Here is a 25,738-nt window from a genome sequence, read left to right as displayed (position 1 = left end):
GGGCCGAGCCTCCGCCACCACGCACGCGGCGGTCAGCAGATCGACTGGCTGGTGTTCACACGGGTGATGTTCCGGAACGTGGTGTTCTCACCGCAAGGGCTCTCCCTGATGGCCGAGTTGGTCACGGTCAGGTTCTGGACGGTGATGTCCCGGTTGTTCGGGAACTCGGACCGCGCCGCCAACCGAAGCTCACCACCCCCCGTGATCGTGCCGCTCTGGGCGGCGAGGCTGACGTTGTAGCAGTTCTCGATCAGGACCGAGTTGTTGCCGGTGTTGGAGAGGGTGACCCGGTCGATGACGGCCCCGCCGCTCTCGGACACGCAGAACACACCACGCCCGCCGCCACGCGCGACGACCTCGCCCACCCGGATGTTGGTCGGGTACGAACTCCCCACCCGCCCGTTCCGGTTGGCCATGCGGAAGGCGGCGTACCCGGTGCCCGTCCCCGCGTTCTCGGCGTCGACCTTGGTGACGGTGGCATTGATCGTCTGGTTGAGCAGCAGACCCGACTCGCCCACGTTGCGCGCGGTCACCGTCCCGATGGTGATGCCGTCGACGCCGTACGTCTCCACAGCGTGGCTGGAGGCCCCGGAGACATACACGTTGTCGATCCGGACGTTCCGCGTCCACTGGCTGGTGTCCCCGCGGTTGTCGATCCGCACGCCCAGTCCGCGGGACAGACGCATGTCGATCTGCCCGAGCACCACGTTCTGAACATTCCGCATGAAGACGCCGTACAGCGGGCTGCCGGTGAGGTTCAGGTGCTGGACCTCGACGTCCCGGGTGCCGCGCGAGTAGACGGGCGCCTGGTCGCCGGAACCGCTGCCGGTGACGTTGATGGTGCCGCAGACGTCGAGCACGGTGTAGCTGGGCAGGGAGATGCGCGACCCGGCGGACATGGCTCCCGAACCCCGCACCACCACCCGCTCCTTGGCGGTACGCCCGGCGGTCAGGCTGTTGACGGCCGCCTGGACGGCGGCCCGCATGTCACCGCCCGTATAGACGGTGCTGCCGCCGCGCCGCGCGGTCCAGGTGCTGCCGCTGAGGACGGCCTCGGCCTGGTAGGAGCCGTCGCCGCAGGCGGCGGCCGCGGCGGGGGTGGGGGCGGTGAGGGTGCCGACGGCGGTGAGGAGGGCGGTGGCACCGGCGGCGGCGAGGAGGGCGGCTCTGCGTCCCATGAGGGGCTTCCTCTCAATAGAACCGATCTCATCGAATCCGTTCGACTGAATCGATTCATCCTGTGGGGGCCGGTGAGTTTGGCAAAGGCACGGCAAAGCGTCAATGGATGCGACGAGCCTTGCCGGGTACGGGAGACTCGGTCGCATGCGGAGTGCGTACAGCGTGGAGACGGTAAGGGCGGCCGAACGGGAGCTGATGGCACGGCTTCCGGACGGGGCACTGATGCAACGGGCGGCGGCCGGACTCGCCGCCGCCTGCGCGGATCTGCTGGGCCGGGTGTACGGCAGCCGGATCGTCCTGCTGGTCGGCAGCGGCGACAACGGCGGCGACGCCTTGTACGCCGGGGCCCGACTGGCCAGGCGCGGGGCGGGAGTTACGGCAATCCTGCTGACGCCCGAGCGGGCGCATGCCGGGGGGCTGGAGGCGCTGCGCCGGGCAGGGGGGAGGACGACCGGTGTCGATGCCGCCGAGGATGTGATCGAGCGCGCGCATCTGGTCGTCGACGGGATCGTCGGGATCGGCGGCAAGGGCGGGCTGCGTCCGGAGGCGGCCCCGCTGGCCGGCGCGGTGGCCCGGTCGAGGGCGGCCGTGGTCGCCGTGGACCTGCCGAGTGGCGTGGACGTCGACACGGGCGAGGTACGCGGCACGGCGCTGCGGGCCGACCTCACCGTCACCTTCGGTACGCACAAGCCGGGGCTGCTGATCGATCCGGCGCGGGAGTACGCCGGGGTGGTGCGGCTGGTGGACATCGGTCTGGCGCTGCCGAACGACGCGGTGGAGCTGGAGGCGCTGCAACACGCCGACGTGGCACGGCTGTTGCCGCTGCCGGCGGCGGAGACGGACAAGTACCGCCGGGGGGTCGTCGGCATCGCTGCGGGATCGGCGAGGTATCCGGGCGCGGCCGTACTGGCCGTGGCGGGGGCGTTGCGGGGCGGGGCGGGCGCCGTACGGTACGTCGGTCCCGCCGGGGACGCGGTGATCGCGCGGTTCCCCGAGACGCTGGTGTCGGACCGGGGGCCGAAGAAGGCCGGGCGCGTGCAGGCCTGGGTCGTCGGCCCCGGCGCGGGGGACGACGCGGCGACGGTGGCGGAGGTGCTGGCGACGGACGTCCCGGTACTGATCGACGCGGACGGGCTGCGGCTGGCGGACGCGGAGGCGGTACGGGGCCGTACGGCACCGACCCTGATGACCCCGCACGCCGGGGAGGCGGCGGCACTGCTCGGGGTGGCACGGGAGGAGGTCGAGGGGGCTCGGCTGGCTTCGGTACGGGAGTTGGCGGGGCGGTACGCGGCGACGGTGCTGTTGAAGGGGTCGACGACGCTGGTGGCGGACGCCGGCGGTAGGGGGGCCGTGCGCGTCAACCCGACCGGAACCGGCTGGCTGGCCACTGCCGGGAGCGGTGACGTGCTGTCCGGATTGGCGGGATCGCTGCTGGCGGCGGGGCTCACGACGGTGGACGCTGCGAGCGTGGCGGCGTATCTCCATGGCCTCTCGGCGAGATTCGCGGCGGACGGGGCGCCGGTGGGGGCGCATGACGTGGCCGAGGGGATTCCGGGAGCTTGGCGGGATGTACGGGGCTGACAAGACGTTGACGCGGCGGCGGCCTGTCTCACCGGGCGCCGCCCCATGAGGGCGATCGTGGTCGGAGCCGGCATCGGCGGACTGGCCGCGACACTGAGCCTGCGCCGCGCGGGCGTCGACGTGACCCTGGTCGAGCAGACGGCGCGCTTCACCGAGGTGGGCGCCGGAATCCAGCTCGCCCCCAACGCCACGCGGGAGTTACGCCGGCTGGACGTGCTGGACGCGGTCGCCGCCCTGGCCGCCCGCCCCGCCCACGTCAGCTTCCACACCTGGTCGGACGGCTCGGAGATCTGCCGCTACGCGCTGGGCCGCGAGGCGGAGGAGGAGTTCGGGGCGCCGTATCTGGTGGTCCACCGGGCGGACCTGCACGGCGCCTTGGCCGCCGCGGTGCCGCGGGAGGCGGTACGCCTGAACACGACGGTCGTCGCGGTCGGCCAGGACGACGGCTACGCCCAGGTGATGACGGCGACCGGCGAACGTCTGACCGCGGACCTCGTGGTCGCGGCGGACGGCATCCGGTCCACCGCCCGCCAGTGGCTCTTCGGCAAGGACGAGGCGGTGTTCTCGGGAACGGCGGCCTACCGGGCCCTGCTTCCGGCCGGCGACGTGGCCGGCTTGGGCCTCCCTCCACTCGCCGTCTGGCTCGGCCCGGACCGCCACTTCGTGCACTACTGGGTGCGGCGCGGTGAACTGCTCAACGTGGTGGCCGTGTTCAGCACGGCGGAACTGGCCCAGGAGTCGTGGACGGCGAAGGCAGATCCCGGAGAACAACTGCGCGAGTTCGCCGGCTGGGACCCCCGCGTCCTGAGCGTCCTCGAACGCGCGGGCCAGGTCTTCCGCTACGGCATCTTCACTCGCACCCCGCTGGAGCGCTGGAGCCTGGGCCGCGTGACCCTGCTCGGCGACAGCGCCCACGCGATGGTCCCGTTCCAGGCGCAGGGGGCGGCCCAGGCGATCCTGGACGCGGCGGTACTGGGCGACGTCATGACGGGCGTGATACCGGCCGACGTACCCGAGGCCCTGGACCGCTACGTCCGGCGACGGCGGGCGGGGGCGACGGGCATGCAGGCCCGTTCCGCACGGGCGGGCGGTGAGTTTCATGTGCCGGACGGGCCGGAGGCCGAGGCTCGGAACGCGCGTATGGCGGCGCATGCGGCCGAGCACAGGTTCATGCCGCAGGCGGCGGCGTGGCGGGAGGAGCCTCGCGGAACAGGTCCCCCGGATCGGTGATCTCGTAAGCACGATCACGCCATTGCCGCAGCTGAGACAGGTCTTCGGTCTCCCACAGCCTGCGCCTGACCGATTCCGGCACCCCAATCCCCCGCCAGACGAAGAGATTAGGGCGCCCGCTTGTCGGGTTCGGTCGCCAACGAACAGGTCCTCCGCGTTTTCGACGTGGAGCGCCCGCTTGAACCAGGTGTCGAGCAGATCGAGGCCGGAGCAAGCCCTGACCCGCTCACGCACCGACGGCGAGACCGGGATGCCACGCAGCCCGGCCAGGGCACCCCTCACCTTCCCAACCGGGGCCTTCGCGGCCTTCCTCGACGGCGTAGAGGCCGACTACTCCACCGTCACCGACTTCGCCAGGTTCCGAGGCTGATCCACCTCGTTCCCCCGGGCGGTGGCCAGCTCGCACGCGAAGACCTGAAGCGGCACCGTAGCCACGAGCGGCTGAAGCAAGGTCGGCGTAGCCGGAATCCAGATCAGGTGATCCGCGTACGGCACCACCGCTTCGTCCCCCTCCTCCGCGATCACGATCGTCCGCGCCCCCCGAGCCCGAATCTCCTGGATGTTGGACACGATCTTGTCGTGCAGGACCGACCGCCCCCGCGGCGAGGGCACCACCACGACCACGGGCAGATCGTCCTCGATCAAGGCGATCGGCCCGTGCTTCAACTCCCCCGCCGCGAACCCCTCGGCGTGCATATAGGCGAGTTCCTTCAGCTTGAGCGCACCTTCCAGCGCCACCGGATACCCCACGTGCCGACCGAGGAACAGCACCGTGTTCTTGTGGGCCAGGCTCCGCGCCAGCTCCCGCACCGGCTCCATGGTCTCCAGCACCCGCTCGACCTCACCGGAGATCTGCGACAGGTCCCGGATCACCGCGTGGATCTCGTCCCCCCACTTGGTGCCCCGCACCTGCCCCAGATACAGCGCGACGAGATAGCAGGCCACGAGCTGCGTGAGAAACGCCTTCGTCGAAGCGACCGCGACCTCCGGCCCGGCGTGCGTGTACAGCACCGCATCCGACTCCCGCGGAATCGTCGACCCGTTGGTGTTGCAGATCGCCAGTACCCGGGCCCCCTGCTCACGGGCATGCCGTAGCGCCATGAGCGTGTCCATGGTCTCGCCGGACTGGGAGATGGCGATGACGAGCGTCTGCTGATCGAGGATCGGATCCCGGTACCGGAACTCACTGGCCAACTCCACCTCGCACGGAATCCGCGTCCAGTGCTCAATGGCGTACTTGGCGATCAACCCGGCGTGGAAGGCCGTACCGCAGGCGACGATGACGATCTTGTCGACTTCCCGCAGCTCGGAGGCGCTGATCCGGACCTCGTCCAGCGTCAGTGAGCCGACGGCGTCGATGCGCCCCAGCAACGTATCGGCGACCGCCTTGGGCTGCTCGGCGATCTCCTTGAGCATGAAGTAGTCATAGCCCCCCTTTTCCGCGGCGGCGGCATCCCAGTCGACGCGATACGACCGCACATCCGCCGGCCGCCCGTCGAACCCGGTGACGGTCACCCCGTCCCGCCGCAGCTCCACCACCTGGTCCTGACCCAGCTCGATCGCCGACCGCGTGTGGGCGATGAACGCGGCGACGTCCGAGGCGAGAAAGGCCTCACCCTCCCCAACGCCCACCACGAGCGGCGAGTTCCGTCGCGCGCCGACGACCACATCAGGTTCGTCGGCATGCACCGCGACCAGCGTGAAGGCCCCTTCCAACCGCCGGCACACGAGCCGCATGGCCTCGGCGAGGTCGGCGGTCACCGAGAACTCCTCGGCGAGCAGATGGGCGACCACCTCGGTGTCGGTCTCGGACCCCAGCTCATGCCCCCGCTCCTCCAACTCGGCCCGCAGGCCGGCGAAGTTCTCGATGATCCCGTTGTGCACGACGGCCACGCGCCCGGCGTTGTCGAGGTGCGGATGGGCGTTGGCATCGGTGGGCCCACCATGTGTGGCCCACCGGGTATGCCCGATCCCCGTGCTCCCCGTCGGCAACGGCCGCTCGGTCAGCTCCTTCTCGAGATTCGCGAGCTTGCCCGCCTTCTTCGCGGCAGCCAGCCCCCCGTCCGCCGGCACGGCGACGCCCGCCGAGTCGTATCCCCGGTACTCCAGCCGCTTCAGTCCGGCCATCACGATCTCGAGCGCCGACTGCGACCCCACGTATCCCACGATTCCGCACATGCGCGGCAGCCTACGACCGAACGCCGCCCGGAAACGGCCGTAGCGTGCCCGATTTCGGAAATTCCCGCCTCACTTCGGTACGGCGGGGTGCCACTTCCGCCGCGAAGCCCGCGGCGACGTCACACATGTCCTGGCCGTCGACGCCGCACCTCTGAAGGAGCCCGGCAGTCGGGGCGAGCCCTGCACGTCACGACCGCGACGGCAGCCTCCGGCGAGATCAGCACCGCGCCCCATCAACCGCCGCAGCCTCATGTCTTGGCCCGATAAGCCCGCATGGCCAACGGATAGAACACCAGCGCGATCCCCGCGGCCCACACCAACGACCACAACACCGGCTCCGCGACCGGCCCGCCCAGCAGCAACCCCCGGAACGCGTCGGACAGATGCGTCACCGGATTGACGTCACTCCACGCCTGCAACCACCCCGGCATGGTGTCCACCATGACGAACGCGCTGCTGGTGAAGGTGATCGGGAAGATGAGCGTGAAGGCGAAGGCCTGCACCTTCTCCGCATCTCCCGCCAGCATCCCGATCAGCACGGCACTCCAGGACACGGCCGCGGCGAACACCACCACCAGCAGCGTGCCGAGCAGGAACCCGTCGAGCCCGCCCGTGACCCGGAAACCGAGCAGCAGCCCGAGGCCGATCATCAACAGCAGTGCCCACACATGCTTGGCGAGATCCGCGGTGATCCGGCCGATGAGCGGGGCGGAGCGGGCTATCGGCAGGCTGCGCAGCCGGTCGAAGACACCCTTGGTGAGGTCGGTGTTGAGCGCCATCGCCGTGTACATCGTCATGAACAGGGTGTTCTGCACGATGATCCCGGGCAGCGCGTACTTCAGATAGGCCTCCGGTGTTCCGGCCATCTGCCCGCCCAGCACATACGTGAAGAGGAACACGAACATGATGGGCGTGATGCTGTAGTCGACCAGCTCCAGCGGGTTGTGCTTGACCGCGACCAGGCTCCGCCAGGCCATCGTGAAGGTCTGCCGCAGCCCGTCCAGCGGCCGCACCCGGCCCGACTCGGTGACCGGTGCCGTGATGGTCGTGCTGGTGGCGGTCATGGCCGCATCACCGCCTTCTGCAGCTCGGCGTCCTCGCCGCCGTCCCGGACGGCCGCGCCGCCGTTTCCCTCGGGCGCGCCGGGTTCGGCGCGGTGGCCGGTCAGGGCGAGGAAGACCTCGTCGAGCGAAGAGCGGCGCAGGGCAAGCTCACCGACCGCTATCCCCTCGCGGTCGAGCGTGCGTACGACGGCCGGCATCAGCTCGGGGTCCTTCACTGGCGCGGTGATCGTCTCGCCCTCGATCCGCGCCTCCGGTCCGGCGGCCCCCGCCACTAGCGCATGCGCCCGCGCGAGGTCCTGCCCCGCCACCGGCCGCAGCTCCAGCACCTGCCCTCCGACCTGCGACTTCAGCTGATCCGGGGTGCCCTCGGCGATCACCCGGCCCTTGTCGATCACCACGATGTCGTCGGCGAGCACATCGGCCTCGTTCAGATACTGCGTGGTCAGCAGGGCCGTCGCACCGTCCGCGACCAGGCCCCGCAGCAGGTCCCACAGCTCACCGCGGCTGTGCGGATCAAGGCCGGTGGTCGGCTCGTCGAGGAAGAGGATGCTGGGCCGGCCGACGAGACTGGCCGCGAGATCCAGCCGCCTGCGCATGCCTCCGGAGAAGGTCTTCACGGCCCGCCCGGCCGCGTCCGCCAGCTGAAACCGCTCCAGCAGCTCAGCCGCCCGCGCCCGGGCCTCCCGCCTCGGCAGACCGAGCAGCCGGCCGATGAGCAGCAGGTTCTCCGTACCGGTCAGGTTCTCGTCCACCGCCGCGTACTGCCCGGTCAGCCCCACCATGGCGCGTACGACCCCGGCCTCCCGGACCACGTCGTGCCCGGCGACCCGCGCCCTGCCCCCATCGGGCCTCAGCAGCGTCGCGAAGATCCGCACCGCCGTCGTCTTCCCCGCCCCGTTGGGTCCCAGCAGCCCGAGCACCGAGCCCTTGCGGGCCCCGAGATCGACACCGGCCAGCGCCTCGGTCTCCTTGAACCGTTTGACCAGACCTTCCGCCTCTATCGCATACGTCATGGGTCACCCCTCGGGGTTCGGCTCAGCGGACCCCGGCCCGGGCCCACCTCTCCCACAACTGTGACCCACACCACTGACATTCCCCTCCTTGTCCCGTTTCCTCCAGAAAAGGAATGAGAACGGGACCCGCGTGACGGATCCCACCTCACCGTCTGTTCGTACTGCCGTAACAATGGACTGTGATCTCTCCGGTCTCCTCGATGCCCCGGAGCGCCCACCGGCAGCGGCCGGAGGCGACTCCCTACGTCGACCTCACCCGCTCGGAGTGGAGCGCGCTGCGCGACAAGACCCCGCTGCCGCTCACCGCGGAGGAGGTCGAGAAGCTGCGCGGCCTGGGCGACGTCATCGACCTCGACGAGGTGCGTGACATCTACCTCCCGCTCTCCCGGCTCCTCAACCTCTACGTGGGCGCCACCGACGGCCTGCGCGGCGCCCTGAACACCTTCCTCGGCGAACAGGGCTCCCAGTCCGGCACCCCGTTCGTCATAGGAGTCGCCGGCTCGGTCGCCGTAGGAAAGTCCACGGTCGCCCGCCTCCTGCAGGCCCTGCTCTCCCGCTGGCCCGAGCACCCGCGCGTCGAACTGGTCACGACGGACGGCTTCCTGCTGCCCACCAAGGAACTCCAGGCCCGCGGCCTGATGTCGCGGAAAGGCTTCCCCGAGTCCTACGACCGCCGCGCCCTGACCCGTTTCGTCGCCGACATCAAGGCGGGCAAGGACGAGGTCACGGCCCCCGTCTACTCCCACCTGATCTACGACATCGTCCCCGACCAGCGGCTCACGGTCCGCCGGCCCGACATCCTGATCGTCGAGGGCCTGAACGTCCTCCAGCCCGCCCTCCCCGGCAAGGACGGCCGCACCCGGGTCGGCCTCGCGGACTACTTCGACTTCAGCGTGTACGTCGACGCCCGCACCGAGGACATCGAGCACTGGTACCTCAACCGCTTCAAGCGCCTGCGCGAGACCGCCTTCCAGAACCCCTCCTCGTACTTCCGCAAGTACACCCAGGTGTCCGAGGAGGAGGCCCTCGACTACGCCCGCACGATGTGGCGCACCATCAACAAGCCCAACCTCGTGGAGAACATCGCCCCCACCCGAGGCCGCGCCGCCCTCGTCGTCCGCAAGGGCCCGGACCACAAGGTCCAGCGCCTGAGCCTGCGCAAGCTGTAAGACACTGGGGCCGTGAGGCCGTTGCGCGGGCCTGTTAGAAAGACGTCATGCTGCATCTGCGCCTGATCACCCCGGCGGACAAGACCGACGCCGTGGTCCGCCTGATCGAGAAGACGATCGGCACCACACACCTCGTCGTACTGCCGGGCGCCGCCCGTAACCCTTCCGGGGACGTCGTCCTGTGCGACGTGGCGCGCGAGGCGGGCGACGAACTCCTGAGCAGGCTGCAGGAGTTGGACCTCGACAAGCACGGCTCCATCGCCGTCGAGAACATCGACCTGTCGCTGTCCGAGCGCGCCGACAAGGCCGAGGCGGAGGCCCCTGGCGAGGGCGCGGACGCGGTGCTGTGGGAGCACCTCACGGACGCGACGCACGAGGAGTCCACCCTCTCCATCACCTACCTCGCCTTCATCACGCTCGCCACGATGATCGCGGCCTGCGGTGTGGTCCTCGACAACGCGATCCTGATCGTGGGCGCGATGGCGGTCGGCCCGGAGTTCGGACCGCTGGCGGGCATCTGCACGGCCGTGGTGCAGCGGGCGCCGCGCCTGGCGCTGCGCTCACTGATCGCCCTGCTGGTCGGCTTCGCCGTGGCGATGGCGGTGACGGTGGGTTTCAGCTACTTCATGGACGCCGTCGGCCTGTTCACCGAGGCCAAACTGGAGGCCGAGCGGCCCAACACGGGCTTCATCTACGCCCCCGACTGGTTCTCCTTCGTCGTGGCGGTCCTCGCCGGCGCCGCCGGCACCCTCTCGCTGACGTCGTCGAAGTCCGGCGCCCTGGTCGGCGTCGCCATCTCGGTGACCACGGTCCCGGCCGCCGCCAACGCCGCCGTGGCCCTGATCTACGACGACGCCAACCAGACCTGGCTCTCGACGGGCCAGCTGCTCCTGAACCTGCTGGGCATCGTCCTCGCCGGCACGCTCACGCTGCTGGCCCAGAAGTGGCTCTGGGCCAGGCAGCGCGAACGTACGGCGAAGGCGGGCAGCGCCTAGGAAGAGATGTAACGCGCTTCGCAGCCCGTGCCGATGCGGTCACCGGAGTTGGCGAACACCGCGTCGGAACCGAGGCCGCAGGTGGTCACGGTGTCGTTGTTGGGCGTGTCGTCGTCCACGCCGATCATGTCGTTGGCGCCGCCGGTCGCCACGGTGTCCCCGCCCGGGCCGGCATCGACGACAGTGCGGATGACGATGCTCGTCCCGTCGAAAGTGTCACCTTGGTCACCCAGCCCGACCGAGAGCCGGCTGACGGGGAGGGGGCAGTCGACAGTGTTGAAGTCCACCTGACGGCACCCCGGTCCCGCCGCGACGCCCGAGCTGTCCGTGAGCCTCAGATTGGCGCCGACGACGGTGGCCGTCACGTTGTTCACGAACCCGGCACGCGCGCTGAGCCCGACGTTGCCGAAAAAACGGAACGCAGTGGAGCCGGGGGTCTGCGCCGCGGCCGGGGTGGCGAGCGCGGTGACGAGGAGACCGGCGGCCAGGGCCGGAACGGCCGCGCGTTTCAGGGTGCTGCTCACTGTCTTCATGCTGCGTTTCTCACTTCCGTCGAGGGGCTCGCCACGTAGGGGCGGCCTCGACGCCAGTGAAACAACCAGCGATCAACCCGGCACTCTTTGTTACGGCCACGGAGTGACGCACATCGCACCGCAGCGGCATGAGGCATCCGGGGCAGAGAGCGGACCTGCGCACCCACCCCGGACGACGTCCCGCAGCGCTATCCCAGCGCCGACTTCACGGCATCGGCGAGCCGCCCGGCGACCGACCGTGCCTGGTCGATGTCGGCGGCCTCGACCATCACGCGCACCAACGGCTCGGTCCCCGAGGACCGAAGCAGCACCCGCCCGGTCTCCCCCAGCTCCCGCTCCGCCTCGGCGACAGCGGCGGCGAGGTCGGCCGAGGTCTTCACCCGCGCCTTGTCCACGTCCGGCACATTGATCAGCACCTGCGGCAGCCGCTCCATCACCGACGCGAGATCCCGCAGCGTACGCCCGCTCTCGGCGACCCGCGCGGCCAGCATCAGCCCGGTCAGCGTGCCGTCGCCGGTCGTGGCGTGGTCCAGCACGATGACGTGCCCGGACTGCTCGCCACCCAGCGCGAAGTCCTTCTCCTTCATCTCCTCCAGCACATACCGGTCACCGACCGCGGTCTGTACGAGCTGGATGCCCTCGCGCTCCATCGCCAGCTTGAAGCCGAGGTTGGACATGACGGTCGCCACCACGGTGTCGGACCGCAGGGCGGACCGCTCCCGCATCGCCAGCGCGAGCACGGCGAGGATCTGGTCGCCGTCCACCTCCTCGCCCGTGTGGTCCACGGCGAGGCAACGGTCGGCGTCACCGTCGTGCGCGATACCGAGATCCGCGCCCTGCTCGAGGACGGCGGCCTTCAGCTTGTCCAGATGCGTGGACCCGCACCCGTCGTTGATGTTGAGCCCGTCCGGCTCGGCACCGATGGTGACGACCTCGGCCCCGGCCCGCGAGAAGGCCTCCGGCGAGACGCCCGCCGCGGCACCGTGCGCCTCGTCGAGAACGATCTTGAGTCCGTCCAGCCGGTTGGGCAGCACCCCGAGGAGGTGGGCGACGTACTCCTCGAACCCCTGGTCATACGACCGCACGCGCCCGACAGCGGCACCCGTGGGCCGCTCCCAGGGCTCACCGTGCCGATGCTCGTCGTAAACGGACTCGATACGATCTTCCAACTCATCGGCGAGCTTGTGGCCACCGCGGGCGAAGAACTTGATGCCGTTGTCGGGCATGGCGTTGTGGCTGGCGGAGAGCATCACGCCGAGGTCCGCGCCGAGCGATCCCGTCAGAAATGCCACCGCCGGCGTCGGCAGTACCCCCACCCGCAGCACATCGACACCCGCACTCGCCAGACCGGCCACCACGGCGGCCTCCAGGAACTCCCCGGACGCACGCGGGTCCCGTCCGACCACCGCTGTCGGCCGGTGGCCCTCGAAGGTGCCCGCCTCGGCCAGTACGTGCGCCGCCGCCACGGACAGACCGAGCGCCATCTCGGCCGTCAGATCCGCGTTGGCGACGCCGCGCACGCCGTCCGTGCCGAAGAGTCGTCCCACTTGTCCTCCTGAGGAAGCATCAGTTTCCGGAGATCGTCCGATCATCCCATCGCCCGATCACACGAGCCCACAGGCACACGAGCACATCAGCCTTTGAACACCTTGTGCCGTTATACGCCCAAGCCTGTGAGAAAACGAACGCCCCGGCGGCACTGTGGCGTGCCGCCGGGGCGTTCGGACGTACAGGCAGCGAAGCTTAGCGCTTGCTGTACTGCGGGGCCTTGCGGGCCTTCTTCAGACCGGCCTTCTTGCGCTCGACCGCACGGTCGTCGCGGCGGAGGAAGCCGGCCTTCTTCAGCGCGCCGCGGTTGTTGTCGACGTCGGCCTCGTTCAGCGCACGGGCGACACCGAGACGGAGCGCACCGGCCTGACCGGAGACACCGCCACCGGCGATGCGGGCGATGACGTCGTAACGGCCCTCGAGCTCGAGAACCTTGAACGGCTCGTTGACTTCCTGCTGGTGCACCTTGTTGGGGAAGTAGTCCTCAAGGGTGCGACCGTTGATCTTCCACTTGCCGGTGCCCGGAACGATCCGGACGCGGGCGATGGCGTTCTTACGACGACCCAGACCGGCGGCGGGCTGGGGCTCACCGAAGCGCGAGGCGAGGGACTCGGAGGTGTACTCACCCTCCACCGGAACCTCGGACTCGGTGGTGTAGCTGTCGATGTCAAGCTCTTCGAGCGGCTGCTCGGCAGTGGTCTCGGCCACGATTCTCCTCAGATTCTCTTCAGGCTTAGGGGGTGGCCGGACTTACTGCGCGACCTGGGTGATCTCGTACGGCTGCGGCTGCTGCGCGCCGTGCGGGTGCTGGTCACCCTTGTAGACCTTCAGCTTCGAGAGCATCTGACGGCCCAGCGTGTTCTTGGGGAGCATGCCCTTGACGGCCTTCTCGATGGCCTTCTCGGGGTTCTTGTCGAGGAGCTCGTCGTAACGGACGGAGCGCAGACCACCCGGGTAGCCGGAGTGGCGGTATGCCATCTTCTGGGTCCGCTTGTTGCCGGACAGGTGCACCTTGTCGGCGTTGATGATGATGACGAAGTCACCGGTGTCGACGTGAGGCGCGTAGATCGGCTTGTGCTTGCCCCGCAGGATGGAGGCGGCGGTGCTGGCGAGACGGCCCAGGACGACGTCCTGAGCGTCAATGACGTGCCACTGGCGCGTCACATCGCCGGGCTTGGGGCTGTACGTACGCACGGTTCGTAGCCTTCGCTTCGAGTGAATGGTCCTGACAAGGTCACCGAAACGATCACGACAGCCTGGACCGCACTGCGGCGACGCATACCGCGTACGTGGGGTCGCTGGTCATCGGCCCGGTGGACCGGTGTAAGGGCCCGTCCCGTGAGAATGAGCAAGCCAATACACAACGAACATGCAGGATACCTGCGGCGCCCGGGCCGGGTCAAAATGGCTTGGCGCGGCAGGCCGCTGCTGTCCGACCCCCAGGGTAAACGCCCCGCCCGGGGGCTGCCGCCCCCAGACCTCCGCTTCGCCCCTGAACGGGCCTCGTCCTCAAACGCCGGACGGCCTGGATGATGCGCCCCGGAGCCAGAGGAGCCCCGGCGATTCACCACCGCCGAACGGCCTGGACCACCTCTCCCACGGCGGCGCCACCCGGCGCCGGGAAGCGGCCACCCCTGCCGGGAAACGACGATCAGCGGCCCGGCATCGCGGATCACCGGAGGCCTACGCAGGCGGGGCGGCGACCCCACGCAGGAAAACGGCCCGACGGAGTCACACGCCCAGCCCGGGGAAGCGACCCTGCGCAGGAAAGCGACCCCCGCAGAAACCAACCCCAGCCGAGGACGGCGACCCCCGGCAGGAGTGCGCCCCCGACAGAGATCAGCGCCCAACCTCGGACAACGACCCCGCGCAGAAAAGCGACCCCGGCCGAGGCCTACACCCAACCCCGGACAACAACCCCACGCAGAAAAGCAACCCCGACAGAGACCCGCACCCACCCCCGGACAGCGCCCCGCGAGCACCCGGCCCAACACCGACGCTCACTCCCCCACCCCGGGCACCCCCGACGCCCCCGAGGCCCGCCTCTTGGCCGACCGAGTCGGGTGGGTGGGTGGGCAACCCCCCGGGGGTCTGGGGGCGGAGCCCTCAGCGGGGTCCAGGGGCGGAGCCCCTGGCGGGGTCGAAGGGGCAGCGCCCCTGGAGGACGGGACGGGTAGGGGCGGCGGGGGCGAGAAAACCCGCGCACCCCCGAAACAGCGAACAGCCAACGTCGCCGCCAGCCCGCACAAGGTCACCGCATCCCGAAACGCCCGCCGCTGAACCCCCTCCAGATAAGGCCACGTCACCCCAGGCAGCTGCGGCACCAGCGCCATCCAGAACCACACCCCCCGCCCCACCGCCCCCTCACACGGCACCCCCGCCAACAGCACCGGCACGACAACGAGCAGATAGTGGTCGTACGACGGCCTGGAGACCAGAAACGCCGAGAGCATCAACATCGCCGCGGTCTCCGCGAGACACAGCGGACCGCTCGCCCCGCCCCCCTCACCACACCCCCGCCCCCGCCCCCGCCACCGCCGATACGCACACCAGACCCCCACCGCCGCCGCCCCCAACCCGATCCCCCCGGCCACCACCCCCGGCACCCCCACCCTCGGCAGCACAGCAACCAGCGACGCCTCATACAGCCGTACAAAGCCGTCATCGCCCCGCAGCAGAAACGGCAACGTACGAGTGAAGAACCCCACAGGATCCGGCAGCAACAGCGCCGCCCCCACGGACGCCACCACCGGCACCCCGACCATCACCACCAGCCCCCGCCACCGCCCCGCGAACACGAACAACAACCCCACCGGCGCCAGCAACGGCTTCAACGCGACCGCCGCTCCGATCACCACCCCCGCCGCCACCCACCGCCCCCGCCCCGCCAGCAACAACCCCAACGGCAGGGCAAGCACCGCCGTCGCCGTCCAGTTCCCCAGCAGAACGAGGTGCGCGAACGGCGCGAACCCGACCGCGAGGCCGACCAGCCCGAGGACGGCGAAGCGGCTGCGCAGCCCGACGCCGTACAGCCGCAGCGCACACCCCCACCCACCCACCAGGCACCCGGTCACCACCACCGGCACCAGCACGGCCAGCACACTCCGCGGAACCAGCACCTGAGGAGCCGCCGCCAGCACCGCGCTCGGCAAATAGAGGAAGTGGGGGTCGTCATACGGCGACCCCCCGCCCAGCCAGACCCGCGCCGCCCGCACAACGATGGCGTTGTCCATCCCTCCGTCCGAGGTCACACGCGCCGTACGCGCCGCGAGAGCGCCCAGGACGGCCCCGAGCACCACCCACAGATGCCAGCTCGCCCGCCGCACCAACCACCCGGAGATGTCGCTTTTGTACTCACTCACCATGTGAACGCTAGGTGCGCATGGGCCCCTTGAGGCAGACCGGCACGCCCTCGTCCCGTCTAAGATGCGCCCCATGAGCTTCGGGCAGCAGGGGGGACCCCAGTCCCAGTGGGATCCCTGGAAACCGCATTCCCAGCAGCCGTGGAACAGCGGCGCCGACGAGACCCCGGACTGGGCGGCACTCGCCGAGGCGTCCGAGTCCCGCAACAAGCGGCGTCGGCTGCTGTTCATCGGCGGCGGCGCACTGGCCACCGTCGCGATCGGTGCCGCCGTCGCCGTGGCCGTGGTGTCGGCGAACGACAACAACCCCGCGACCAACCCGGCTTCGGGCAACCCCGCGAGCGGGAACGTACCGGGCGAGACCACCGGCGCGACCCCGTCGTTCGAGTCGACGAGCGCTCCGCCGCCGCTGGATCCCAAGGACTTCGTCTCCAGCAAGAGCAAGGACACCGCCCCGCTCGGTGCTCAGATCCTCTTCCCGGGCACGCAGCTGACCGTGCCAGGGGGGACGGTGTACAAGAAGGGCGCGACGGACGACACCAAGAGCTGCTCCGCGGCCACCAAGGGCGGACTCCCGAAGATCCTCACCGCCAACGACTGCACCCGCTTCCTGCGCGTGTCCTACGTCAAGGACGGCATCGCGGTGACGGTCGGGGTGGCCGTGTTCGACACGGCTGCGCAGGCCACCAAGGTCAAGAGCCAGGTCAACACCAAGAAGGACATCATCAGGTCGCTCTCGGGCAAGGGCGTCAAGGACTTCTGCACGTCCTCCGTCTGTCTCTCGACCTCCAACTCCTACGGCCGTTACGCCTACTTCACCATCACCGGCTTCACCAACGGCAAGGACATGACGGACAAGGACACGGACGCCTTCCGGGCCAGTGACAACCTGGAGGACTTCACGTTCAGTCAGATCCGCAAGCGGGGCGAGGTGCAGGCGTCGGCGGCGGCCAACGAGTAGTCAACCGCCGCCCGACGGGCTCACCGGTGCTTCAGGCGCAGCCGGATCGGTACGACCGCCGACTCCAGCTGCGTCTTCAGCGTCATCTTCGACACACCTTCCGTCCGCTCCTCGAACCGGATCGGGATCTCCACGGCGCTGTGCCCGGCCCGCACGGCCTTGTACTTCAGCTCGACCTGGAAGCTGTAGCCCGCGCTGTCCAGGGTGGCCAGGTCGAGGTCGCGCAGGGTCGCCGCCGACCACAGGTTGAAGCCGGCCGTGATGTCCCGGATCTTGGTGCCGAGCACGGCACGGGCGTAGCGGTTGGCGAACCGGGACAGCAGGACGCGGTGGATGCCCCAGTCCTCGTCGAGCGAGCCACCCTCGACATACCGGCTGCCGACGACCAGGCCCACCCCCGAGGCCACGGCCGTCCCCAGCATCCGCGGCACCGCCTCCGCCGGGTGGCTGCCGTCGGCGTCCATCTGGACGACGTACGCGGCGCCCTCCTGAAGCGCCGCGGTCATGCCCGCGACGTACGCCCGTCCCAGACCGTCCTTCTCGGTGCGGTGCAGCACGCTCATCCGGCGGCGCCCGTCCCAGTTGTACTTCTCGGCCAGCTCCTCGGCGATCCGCCCGGTGCCGTCCGGGCTGGAGTCGTCGACGATCTTCAGGTGCAGCCCGTCGAGCGGCAGCCCGAGCACCAGCTCGGCCATCCGCGGCAGGTTCGCGGCCTCGTTGTACGTAGGCATGACCACGGTGACCGGTACGCCCGGGTGTCTGTCGTGGTTGTCACGTCCCGTCATGGCTTTCTCTTTCCCTCCCCTAGGAGCCCCTACCGAGGCCCCTCCCCAACGGGCGCGGACCTTCCCAGCGCCCAGAACCGCCAGCCCGCCGCGGTCCAGCGGTCCGCGTCGAGCACCCCCCGCCCGTCCACGATCAGCGGACGGGAAACCAGCGACCGGGCGCGCTCCGGGTCGATCTCCCGGAACTGCGGCCACTCGGTCAGATGCAGCACGAGATCGGCGCGTTGCAGCGCCTCCTCGGCCGACAGCGCGTACCCGAGGAGCGGGAAGGCCTTGCGGGCGCTGTCCATCGCCTCGGGGTCGTAGACCGTGACGTCGGCTCCGTCGAGGCGCAGCCGCGCGGCCACGTTGAGCGCCGGCGAGTCACGGATGTCGTCGGAGTCGGGCTTGAAGGCGGCACCGAGTACGGCGATACGGGCGCCCAGCACCGTTCCCCCGCACCACTCCCGCGCCACCTCGACCACCTTGTCGCGCCGCCGCATGTTGATCGCGTCGACCTCCCGCAGGAACGCCAGCGAGACCCCCAGCTCGTCGGCGCGGTGCGCGAAGGCACGGATGTCCTTGGGCAGACAGCCGCCGCCGAAGCCGACGCCGGCGCGCAGGAACTTCTTCCCGATCCGGTCGTCGTACCCGATCGCCTCGGCGAGCACGCCGACGTCGCCGCCCGCGGCCTCGCAGACCTCCGCCATCGCGTTGATGAAGGAGATCTTGGTGGCGAGGAAGGCGTTGGCGGCCGTCTTGACCAGCTCGGCGGTCGGGAAGTCGGCGGTGACGAGCGGGGTCCCGGCGGCGAGAACGGGGGCGTACACATCCCGCAGAATCGTTTCGGCCCGCTCCGACCGCACCCCGAACACCAGCCGGTCCGGCCGCAGCGTGTCCTCGACGGCGAAGCCCTCGCGCAGGAACTCCGGGTTCCAGGCCACCTCGACACCGGCGTACGTCTCCGCGAGCCGCCCCGCCGTCCCCACCGGCACGGTGGACTTGCCGACCAGCAGCGCGTCCGGCCGGGCGTGCGCGGCGACGGCAGCGAAGGCGGAGTCGACGTATGTGAGATCGGCGCCCTCGGACCCCTTGAGCTGAGGCGTCCCGACACACACGAAGTGCACGTCGCCGAAGGCGCCGGCCTCCGCGTAGTCGCCCGTGAACCGAAGCCGCCCGCTCGCCGTGTGCTTCGCGATCAGCTCCGGCAGCCCGGGCTCGTGAAACGGCACGCGCCCGGCCTGCAGCGCGGCGACCTTCTCGGGGTCCACGTCGACCCCGAGCACCTCGTGGCCGAGCTCCGCCATGCAGGCGGCGTGGGTGGCACCGAGGTAGCCGGTGCCGATGACGGTGAGCCGCATGGGTACGGCCTTTCTTGCTTCAGCGCGGATGCGCTCAGGAGGTCTTGATCCAGATGCGGTACTCGCTCGTGCCGTTCGCGTTGCGGAACGGGATCTCGGCCAGCAGCCGGTAGTGCGAGTTGCCCTTGGCAGCGGCGGCGATGATGTCGTCGACCCTCGGGTTGGTGAGCCCGTCGAGGACGATCAGGTCGAACTTGCCGGCCTTCACCGCCGCCTTGTAGGCCTCGTCGCCGCCGTAGTACTTGCCCTTCGCGTCCTTGTACTCCATGCCGAAGAGGCTGTGCCACTGACGGTGGCTGGACTTGTCGTACAGGTAGTAGACGGGCACCTCGGGCGTCGAGGCGAGGTACTCGCCCTTGGAGTCCACATGGGGCTCGATGGCGTTGATCATCTTCGTGGAGTTCGGCCAGATGTCGAAACGCCAGTCCGCCTGCTGGATGCCCAGGCACAGCACGGCGGTCCAGAGCATGATGCCGAGCTGGGGATAGCGGAAGTGCGCGCCCATCAGGCGGCTGACTCCCACACCGGCCATCGGCGCGGCGAAGAGCAGACCGAAGCCGACGTGCTTGAACAGCGAGACCACGGTCCCCAGATGAATCTGGTACGCCGGTGCCAGCACGGCCGTACCGCACAGCACCAGCCCGAGCAGGGCCCGCCAGCGCCAGCCGGGGTTGCCGAGCCGCAGCGCCAGCGGCGACTCGTTCATACGGCTGCGCCGCACATACGAGATGGCGCCGCCGACGGCGGTGAGGAACATCAGCCCGCCCCACTTGGCGGTCTGCTCCAACAGGAACTCGACGGTGTCCGTGCCATGGGCACGGTCGGTGGTGGTCTGCCGCACACCGGCCATGAGGTCGGTGGTGTACATCCCCGCCGCCAGCAGACCGCCGATGCCGAGGGCGAGCACCACCATCCGCACGAAGGCACCGCGGCCCTTGTGCGGCCACGCGGTGAGCAGCGCGAGCACGACGATGGTCGGCAGGTACAGCGCGGAGGCGTACTTCACCCCGACCGCCAGCACCCCGAAGGGCGCGGCCAGCAGCACGGCGATCACGGGCGCCCGGTCGGTGCGTACGACGATCCAGGTGGTCAGGGCCAGCAGGAAGACCGCGGCCGCGTCATAAGTGGCGAAGTAGCCCATGACGACGGTCGACTGGAGCACCGCGAACAGCGCGGCGGCGGCCAGCGCGGCCCGCTCGTTGAACAGTCGCCGGGTGAACGAATACAGCAGCCCCGTGGTGCAGAGCATGAAGAACAGGCTCAGGGTCCGCGCCCCGGCGAGCCCGAACTCCGCGTCCACGATCGCGGCGAGTACGGGGTAGAGCTGTGGTGAGCCGGAGAAGTAGGCGGCGTAGTCGCGAGGCAGCTCGGTGCCGCCCAGCATATGGTCCAGCTGGGCATGGCCGGCCGCGAGGTACAGCGCCTCGTCCTGGAACGCGGTGTTCGACAGACGCAGCGACAGCGCCGCCTGGATGGCCATGATGCACAGCAGCACGACCCGGCTCACCCAGGCCCGCCGCCTGCTCGCCGCCATCTCCCAGCCGGCTTCCGGCGTCTCGGGGATGTGGTACTCGGGCTCGTCGTCCGGCACCTGCTGGTACTGGACCGTGCGCAGCGCGTACGTCGGCTGGTCGGCATGGTCCTCGTGCCGGCCGTGCGGCTGCTGCGGGATCTGCGTCGCGTACGGGTCCTGCTGGTACTGCTGGTCCTGATACGGCTCCTGGTACTGCTCCTGCTGGTAGCCGTACTGGTCGTCGTCGTACGCGTGACCCTGCTGCTGGGAGCCCCGCCCGTTCGAGTTGAACCACGTGGACGCCGACTCTTCCTCGGCATACGGATCGTAGGGCTGAGGCGTGTAGTGCTCGTGTCGGGAGTTGGAGTTCATCACGGCTTCCGTACGTCGAAGCCGAAGCTGTCGTCGGCGGCCAGGCGCTTGAACTCCTTCAGCGCCAGCGGGCTCGCCTCCAGTCGCCAGTCGGCACGCTTTTTGTGGTTGAACCAGACGAAGCCGAGCATGTCGCCGTCCGCCGCGACGCCCGCGAACAGATTGCGGATGTCGGCGCGCCGCCGCTCACCCGCCATCGCGGCGGTCTCCAGCAGGATCATCGGCTTCTTGGTGAAGGTGCGGACCTGGTCCCGGGTCGGCCCGAAGACGCTGTCGAAGGCGCCGTCCTCCTCGATCGTCCAGTAGCCGATCAGCCCGACCCAGTCGACGTAGGCGTCGCCCGGGTAGTACGGCTTGAGCCGCACGCTCTTGACCGGGTTGACGATGTTGGGCGACCAGGCCCAGATGACGTTCGAGGCGCCGGCGTCGATGAAGGTCTCGTGGATGTGCCGCCAGGCGGCCACGTAGTCCTTGGAGGTCACGTTCTTCGTGCCCCACTTCTCCCAGTGGCCGTTGAACTCGTCGGCGAAGGAGATCACGACGGGCAGGTTCAGCTTGCGCACCGCCGTCGCGTACTCCTTGATGTACGCGTCCGACTTGCCCGCCGCGATGTCCGCGATCGGCGTGTCGAAGGGCTCCCACGACATCAGCGTCATGGCGCCCTCACGCCAGGCGTTGCGCACGCCGGTGGCGTCGAAGCCGTCGCCCCAGGCGGCGTAGTACTCGATGAGGTTCGGCTGCTTGCCGACCATCTTCGTGTACGTGTCCACGCCCTTCATGGAGTTCGGCGCGCCGTCCACCGCGGCGCCGAAGTACTTCTTGTCCGGTTTCAGGAGCGGTACGACGTCGTAGGGCACGTCGGCCTCGGGGCTCGCCGAGGCGTCGTCCCCGGCCTTGCCCTGCTCACTGTTCCCCGAGGAGCCGCCCGAGTCCTCACCGAGGACCGAGCAGCCGCTGAGGGCGAGCACGCCACTGAGCAGACCGGCCGCGAGGGCCGTGCGGGTACGGGTGAACAGCTGCATCAGGCGACCGCCTTCTCGCGGGGCTGGACCAGGACACGGCCCACGACGAGGGCGTAGAAGAGCCCGGAGGACAGGATCAGGGCGAAGTCCGGGGCGTCCATGGTGAAGGTCCGGTAGACCGCTCCCACGACCCAGATCAGCGCGGTGCCGCCGCTCCAGACCCACATGCCGATCCAGAAGCGCCGGGTCTTGTTCTTCTTGGCGCCGGAGGAGCCGGTGGGCTGCCAGCCCATGCGGTTCTTGCGGAGGATGTCCCAGATGGCGAAGACATGCGCCCAGCCGTACATCATGCGGGCCGCCCAGGCCTCCAGGCGGTAGGGCGCCTTGTGCCACATCGGGAAGATGATCGTGGTGTAGATGATGCTGGGCAGCACCAGGATCAGGTGCTCGACCATGAGCTTCTCGGGCATCATCAGCAGCAGCACGATCGGGATGACCGGGGCGGCGAAGGTGAACAGCGCCGTGTGGATGTAGTAGAAGAACCCGGACATGTAGCACAGGCGGCTGGACAGCCGGATCTTCGCCTGCCAGAACTTCCGGCTGCCGAGCAGGCTCATGGATCCCGAACACCAGCGGTACTGCTGGTTGAAGAAGGCACCCGCGGTGTCCGGGCACACCCCCGTCGACACCGCGACCGGCACATACCGCAGATCCCAGCCGAGCCCCCGCAGGTCGAACCCGGTGTGCACGTCCTCGGAGTGCTCGATCAGCGTCGTACCGCCGTTGGTCTCCAAGGCGGCCCGCCGATACACAGCACAGCTACCCACACAGATCGCGCCGTCGCTGCCCTGCCGCGACACCTGCACGGACCGGTAGAACAGCTCCTGCACCGCACCCGCGCCGCGCTCGATCCAGTTCTGCGAGTCCAGCACCCGGAAGTACTGCGGCGACTGGACGATCCCGATGCTCGGGTCCGCCTCCATGTACGGCAGCAGCTCCTGGAGCAGATCGGAGCGCGGTGTGAAGTCGGCGTCGAGGATCAGGATGTACTGGCCGTCGGACTGCCCGAACCCGAAGTGCAGGTTGCCGGCCTTCTTGAACCAGCCGCGGTTCTCCCGGGTGCCATAGCGGAACCCGAAGTCGCGGGCCATGGCGGCCAGTTGGGGACTGGCACCGTCGTCGAGCACGAAAGGCACGCACACACCCGGATACCGGTCGGCCATCTCCCGCACATGGCGCCAGGTGTTGTGCAGCACCTCGATGGGCTCACCGCACACCGGCAGGAACACATCCACGCTCGGGTACACCTCGGGCCGCCAGTTGTGCACCAGCCGCTTGTGATGCGCGATGTCGAAGTCCCGGGTGAAGCCGTTCACCCGCAGCGACACCAGGTAGTAGATGACCGTGAAGACGAGCAGCGGTGTGTAGATCCACAGCACCGGCGTCGACTGGGCCAGCTTGAACTGGCTCACCACCAGGCAGCAGAAACTGATCAGCGAACTGATCGTCAGGATCCACAGACGCCGGCGCGCGTAGGAGTACTTCTCCCTGTCCGTCGGCGGCAGCGGCAGCAGCCCCAACGGGGCACCCTCACCCCGTCCCGCCTTCCGTCGCCCACCAGGATTGCTCTGGCGCGCGGTTCGGCGCCCCCCAGTCCGCGCAGGACCAACTGAACTCATGCAAAACCCACCCCCGGGCCCGGATACGGCCCGTTGACCCCCACCCCTACTCGGCCTTCCCCATGTCGATTTCTCGAACAATGGCCGAGCAGCTCGAACCAACAGTCGAGCGACGAAAGGCTATACGAGAGGTAAGAAGGTCGTAAGGGGGAACTAGGGGACTTACGCCAGGTAAGTCCCGACATGGGTGCTATCCGACCTCAAATGTCGGGTAACTAACAGGTTTCGCATCCGGACGTCCCGGGCAGGGATCGTCTGTTTCGCGCTTCCTTGTTCCGCGCCGCGAGCAACTCGTCGGCGGGATACCCGACCTCTTCGAGCGTCAGCCCATGGGGCCGTACGACATGCACGGCCGAGTCCCGTACGCCGGCGGCGAGCACCTTGCCCGGCCAGTCGGTGGGCCGGTGCCCGTCCCCCACGAACAGCAGCGCCCCGATGAGCGACCGCACCATGTTGTGGCAGAAGGCATCGGCCCGAACCGTCGCGGTGATGATCCCGTCGTCCCCCCGCACCAGACTCAGCTCCTGCAGTGTGCGGATGGTGGTGGCCCCCTCCCGCTTCTTGCAGTAGGCAGCGAAGTCATGCTCGCCGAGCAGCGGCCGCGCCGCCTCGTTCATGGCCTCGACATCGAGGGGCCAGTCGTGCCAGAGGACATGACTGCGCAGCAGCGGATCGACACCGCCGGGATTGTCGGTGACGCGATACGCGTACCGCCGCCAGACGGCGGAGAACCGCGCGTTGAACCCACGGGGCGCCTCCCTCAGCGCCCACACCCGCACATCCTTGGACAGCCGCCCGGCGAGCCGCTTGAGCAGCTTCGGGTTGTGCTCGGCCCACACCTCCCGCGGCAGATCCACATGTGCCACCTGGCCCCGCGCGTGCACCCCGGCATCGGTACGTCCGGCGACGGTCAGCTCATACGTCTCCCGGGACCGCGTGACCGTACGCAGCGCATCCTCGATCTCCCCCTGCACGGTCCGCTTCCCACCGGCCTGCTTGGCCCAGCCGTGAAACGCGGCACCGTCGTACGACAGATCGAGGCGGATACGCACGTAACCGGCTGCAACTTCATCACTCACGTACAGATCCTCTCAGCAACACAAGAGCGGGCCCGCTCCTGAAAAGGAACGGGCCCGCAATCGCCCTGTAGGGGCGCGGGGAACTGCGCGACCGGCCACGACGAACCCGCAGCCGCCAACACACAGCCCCCGGCAGAACGCTTAGGCGTCCTTCGACTCCTCGGCGGGAGCCTCAGCGGCGTCCTCAGCCTTGGTCGTGTCGACCTTGGCCTCGGCAACCTCAGCAACCTCGGCGTCCTTGGCGGCACGCTTCGTGGCCGCCTCGGCCTCACCCGTGGCCTCCTGCGCAACCGTCAGCGCCTCGACCAGCTCGATGACAGCCATGGGCGCGTTGTCGCCACGGCGGTTACCGATCTTGGTGATACGGGTGTAGCCACCCGGACGGTTCTCGTACCGCGGGCCGATCTCGGTGAAGAGCGTGTGGACGACGCTCTTGTCCGTGATGACCTGGAGCACCTGACGGCGGTTGTGAAGGTCGCCCTTCTTCGCCTTGGTGACCAGACGCTCGGCGTACGGCCGCAGACGGCGGGCCTTCGCCTCGGTGGTGGTGATACGGCCGTGCTCGAACAGCGCCTTCGCGAGGTTCGCGAGGAGCAGCTTCTCGTGCGCGGCGCTGCCGCCCAGACGGGCACCCTTGGCGGGCTTCGGCATGGTGTTTCTCCTAGGTGTCTGCCCCGGCCGTATCAGGTACCGGGGTCAGTATCTGAGCAGACGGTTGTCTGTCAGAGATCCGGGGTGTCCCCGAAGGGGCACCCCGGAAGGGGCGCGGGGAACTGCGCTGCCAGCCACAGCCGGCCCGCAGCCACAGTACGGCCTCCCCGCGGAGCGCTTAGTACTGCTCGGTCTCGACGAACCCGGCGTCCGCGTCGTCGTCCGCCCCAAAGGCGTCCGCCGCAGCGGTCGGGTCGAATCCGGGCGGGCTGTCCTTCAGGGCCAGGCCCATGCCGGCCAGCTTCGCCTTGACCTCGTCGATCGACTTCGCACCGAAGTTACGAATGTCGAGCAGGTCGGCCTCGGAACGAGCCACGAGCTCACCCACGGAGTGGATGCCCTCACGCTTGAGGCAGTTGTACGACCGAACGGTGAGCTCCAGCTCCTCGATCGGCAGCGCCAGATCAGCGGCAAGGGCGGCGTCCGTCGGGGACGGGCCCATGTCGATGCCCTCGGCGTCGATGTTCAGCTCACGGGCGAGACC

Annotated in this window: 22 protein-coding genes; 5 read left to right on the top strand and 17 right to left on the bottom strand. The window is 69.3% G+C overall.

The genetic code is table 11. From position 1 onward, the window contains the following. Positions 1 to 32: 32 nt before the first annotated feature. The gene (locus tag ACTMVF_RS20250) at positions 33 to 1,178 is read right to left on the bottom strand and encodes a hypothetical protein (protein ID WP_441272477.1); all 1,146 of its coding nucleotides are present in this window, start codon (positions 1,176 to 1,178) and stop codon (positions 33 to 35) included. 145 nt (positions 1,179 to 1,323) lie between these two features. On the opposite strand from ACTMVF_RS20250, the gene ACTMVF_RS20245 reads away from it, so the two are divergent. Together ACTMVF_RS20245 and ACTMVF_RS20240 are read left to right on the top strand one after the other, a co-directional pair. Then, a complete protein-coding gene (locus ACTMVF_RS20245; RefSeq protein WP_441272476.1) occupies positions 1,324 to 2,760 on the top strand; it encodes an NAD(P)H-hydrate dehydratase in 1,437 nt (478 codons plus the stop codon). A gap of 45 nt (positions 2,761 to 2,805) precedes the next feature. Further along, complete coding sequence (locus ACTMVF_RS20240) at positions 2,806 to 3,990, top strand: FAD-dependent monooxygenase (protein ID WP_441272475.1); 1,185 nt, start codon at positions 2,806 to 2,808, stop codon at positions 3,988 to 3,990. Between the two features lie 330 nt (positions 3,991 to 4,320). Here ACTMVF_RS20240 and glmS read toward each other — a convergent pair whose 3' ends face one another. The 3 genes from glmS to ACTMVF_RS20225 all read right to left on the bottom strand — a co-directional run bounded on the left by glmS (position 4,321) and on the right by ACTMVF_RS20225 (position 8,245). Next, positions 4,321 to 6,168: a glutamine--fructose-6-phosphate transaminase (isomerizing) gene (glmS, locus tag ACTMVF_RS20235; RefSeq protein ID WP_441272474.1), complete on the bottom strand. Its 1,848-nt coding sequence runs from the start codon at positions 6,166 to 6,168 to the stop codon at positions 4,321 to 4,323. Between the two features lie 248 nt (positions 6,169 to 6,416). Next, positions 6,417 to 7,232: an ABC transporter permease gene (locus ACTMVF_RS20230; protein WP_441272473.1), complete on the bottom strand. Its 816-nt coding sequence runs from the start codon at positions 7,230 to 7,232 to the stop codon at positions 6,417 to 6,419. Beyond that, positions 7,229 to 8,245, bottom strand: a complete 1,017-nt coding sequence (locus ACTMVF_RS20225; RefSeq protein ID WP_441272472.1) for an ATP-binding cassette domain-containing protein — start codon at positions 8,243 to 8,245, stop codon at positions 7,229 to 7,231. Before ACTMVF_RS20225 ends, ACTMVF_RS20230 begins: the two co-directional genes overlap by 4 nt. 200 nt (positions 8,246 to 8,445) lie before the next feature. Between ACTMVF_RS20225 and coaA the strand changes: the two genes are divergently transcribed. Further along, a complete protein-coding gene (gene coaA / locus ACTMVF_RS20220) occupies positions 8,446 to 9,414 on the top strand; it encodes a type I pantothenate kinase (RefSeq protein WP_441272471.1) in 969 nt (322 codons plus the stop codon). Positions 9,415 to 9,461: 47 nt separating this feature from the next. Next, positions 9,462 to 10,409 carry a DUF389 domain-containing protein gene (locus ACTMVF_RS20215; RefSeq protein WP_441272470.1) on the top strand — a complete coding sequence of 316 codons (948 nt, stop codon included), beginning with the start codon at positions 9,462 to 9,464 and terminating at the stop codon, positions 10,407 to 10,409. Here the strand turns inward: ACTMVF_RS20215 and ACTMVF_RS20210 are convergent. The 5 genes from ACTMVF_RS20210 to ACTMVF_RS20190 form a co-directional block, all read right to left on the bottom strand. Beyond that, on the bottom strand, positions 10,406 to 10,933 hold the full coding sequence (locus tag ACTMVF_RS20210) for a hypothetical protein (RefSeq protein WP_441272469.1): 528 nt from the start codon (positions 10,931 to 10,933) through the stop codon (positions 10,406 to 10,408). The two genes, ACTMVF_RS20215 and ACTMVF_RS20210, sit on opposite strands and share 4 nt — an antisense overlap. A 197-nt stretch (positions 10,934 to 11,130) precedes the next feature. Further along, positions 11,131 to 12,489: a phosphoglucosamine mutase gene (gene glmM / locus ACTMVF_RS20205; protein ID WP_441272468.1), complete on the bottom strand. Its 1,359-nt coding sequence runs from the start codon at positions 12,487 to 12,489 to the stop codon at positions 11,131 to 11,133. Positions 12,490 to 12,685: 196 nt separating this feature from the next. Further along, a complete protein-coding gene (gene rpsI, locus ACTMVF_RS20200; RefSeq protein ID WP_067018959.1) occupies positions 12,686 to 13,198 on the bottom strand; it encodes a 30S ribosomal protein S9 in 513 nt (170 codons plus the stop codon). 42 nt (positions 13,199 to 13,240) lie between these two features. After that, positions 13,241 to 13,684, bottom strand: coding sequence for a 50S ribosomal protein L13 (rplM, locus tag ACTMVF_RS20195; protein ID WP_030046395.1), 444 nt, complete (start codon positions 13,682 to 13,684; stop codon positions 13,241 to 13,243). 806 nt (positions 13,685 to 14,490) lie between these two features. Next, entirely contained in the window at positions 14,491 to 15,855 is a 1,365-nt protein-coding gene (locus tag ACTMVF_RS20190; protein WP_441272467.1) for a glycosyltransferase 87 family protein, read from the bottom strand. Between the two features lie 70 nt (positions 15,856 to 15,925). On the opposite strand from ACTMVF_RS20190, the gene ACTMVF_RS20185 reads away from it, so the two are divergent. Beyond that, positions 15,926 to 16,813, top strand: a complete 888-nt coding sequence (locus ACTMVF_RS20185; protein ID WP_441272466.1) for a hypothetical protein — start codon at positions 15,926 to 15,928, stop codon at positions 16,811 to 16,813. Between the two features lie 20 nt (positions 16,814 to 16,833). Here ACTMVF_RS20185 and ACTMVF_RS20180 read toward each other — a convergent pair whose 3' ends face one another. The 8 genes from ACTMVF_RS20180 to ACTMVF_RS20145 all read right to left on the bottom strand — a co-directional run. Continuing rightward, the gene (locus tag ACTMVF_RS20180) at positions 16,834 to 17,598 is read right to left on the bottom strand and encodes a polyprenol monophosphomannose synthase (protein ID WP_441272465.1); all 765 of its coding nucleotides are present in this window, start codon (positions 17,596 to 17,598) and stop codon (positions 16,834 to 16,836) included. A 29-nt stretch (positions 17,599 to 17,627) separates the two neighbouring features. Beyond that, positions 17,628 to 18,938, bottom strand: a complete 1,311-nt coding sequence (locus ACTMVF_RS20175) for a UDP-glucose dehydrogenase family protein (RefSeq protein ID WP_441272464.1) — start codon at positions 18,936 to 18,938, stop codon at positions 17,628 to 17,630. 34 nt (positions 18,939 to 18,972) lie between these two features. Beyond that, on the bottom strand, positions 18,973 to 20,823 hold the full coding sequence (locus tag ACTMVF_RS20170) for an ArnT family glycosyltransferase (protein ID WP_441272463.1): 1,851 nt from the start codon (positions 20,821 to 20,823) through the stop codon (positions 18,973 to 18,975). Continuing rightward, entirely contained in the window at positions 20,823 to 21,845 is a 1,023-nt protein-coding gene (locus ACTMVF_RS20165) for a glycoside hydrolase family 26 protein (RefSeq protein ID WP_441272462.1), read from the bottom strand. Before ACTMVF_RS20165 ends, ACTMVF_RS20170 begins: the two co-directional genes overlap by 1 nt. Continuing rightward, positions 21,845 to 23,260, bottom strand: coding sequence for a glycosyltransferase family 2 protein (locus tag ACTMVF_RS20160; RefSeq protein WP_441272799.1), 1,416 nt, complete (start codon positions 23,258 to 23,260; stop codon positions 21,845 to 21,847). The genes ACTMVF_RS20165 and ACTMVF_RS20160 overlap by 1 nt, the downstream gene beginning before the upstream one ends. Before the next feature lie 419 nt (positions 23,261 to 23,679). Further along, positions 23,680 to 24,543, bottom strand: coding sequence for a tRNA pseudouridine(38-40) synthase TruA (truA, locus tag ACTMVF_RS20155; protein ID WP_441272461.1), 864 nt, complete (start codon positions 24,541 to 24,543; stop codon positions 23,680 to 23,682). Positions 24,544 to 24,684: 141 nt separating this feature from the next. Then, the gene (gene rplQ, locus ACTMVF_RS20150) at positions 24,685 to 25,194 is read right to left on the bottom strand and encodes a 50S ribosomal protein L17 (RefSeq protein WP_441272460.1); all 510 of its coding nucleotides are present in this window, start codon (positions 25,192 to 25,194) and stop codon (positions 24,685 to 24,687) included. 178 nt (positions 25,195 to 25,372) lie between these two features. After that, on the bottom strand, positions 25,373 to 25,738 hold a 366-nt coding region (locus ACTMVF_RS20145), incomplete at its 5' end, for a DNA-directed RNA polymerase subunit alpha C-terminal domain-containing protein (RefSeq protein ID WP_414113871.1).

The organism is Streptomyces sp. SD31 (assembly GCF_052068475.1).
Lineage (GTDB): Bacteria > Actinomycetota > Actinomycetes > Streptomycetales > Streptomycetaceae > Streptomyces.
This window is presented reverse-complemented; position numbering and strand designations above follow the sequence as displayed.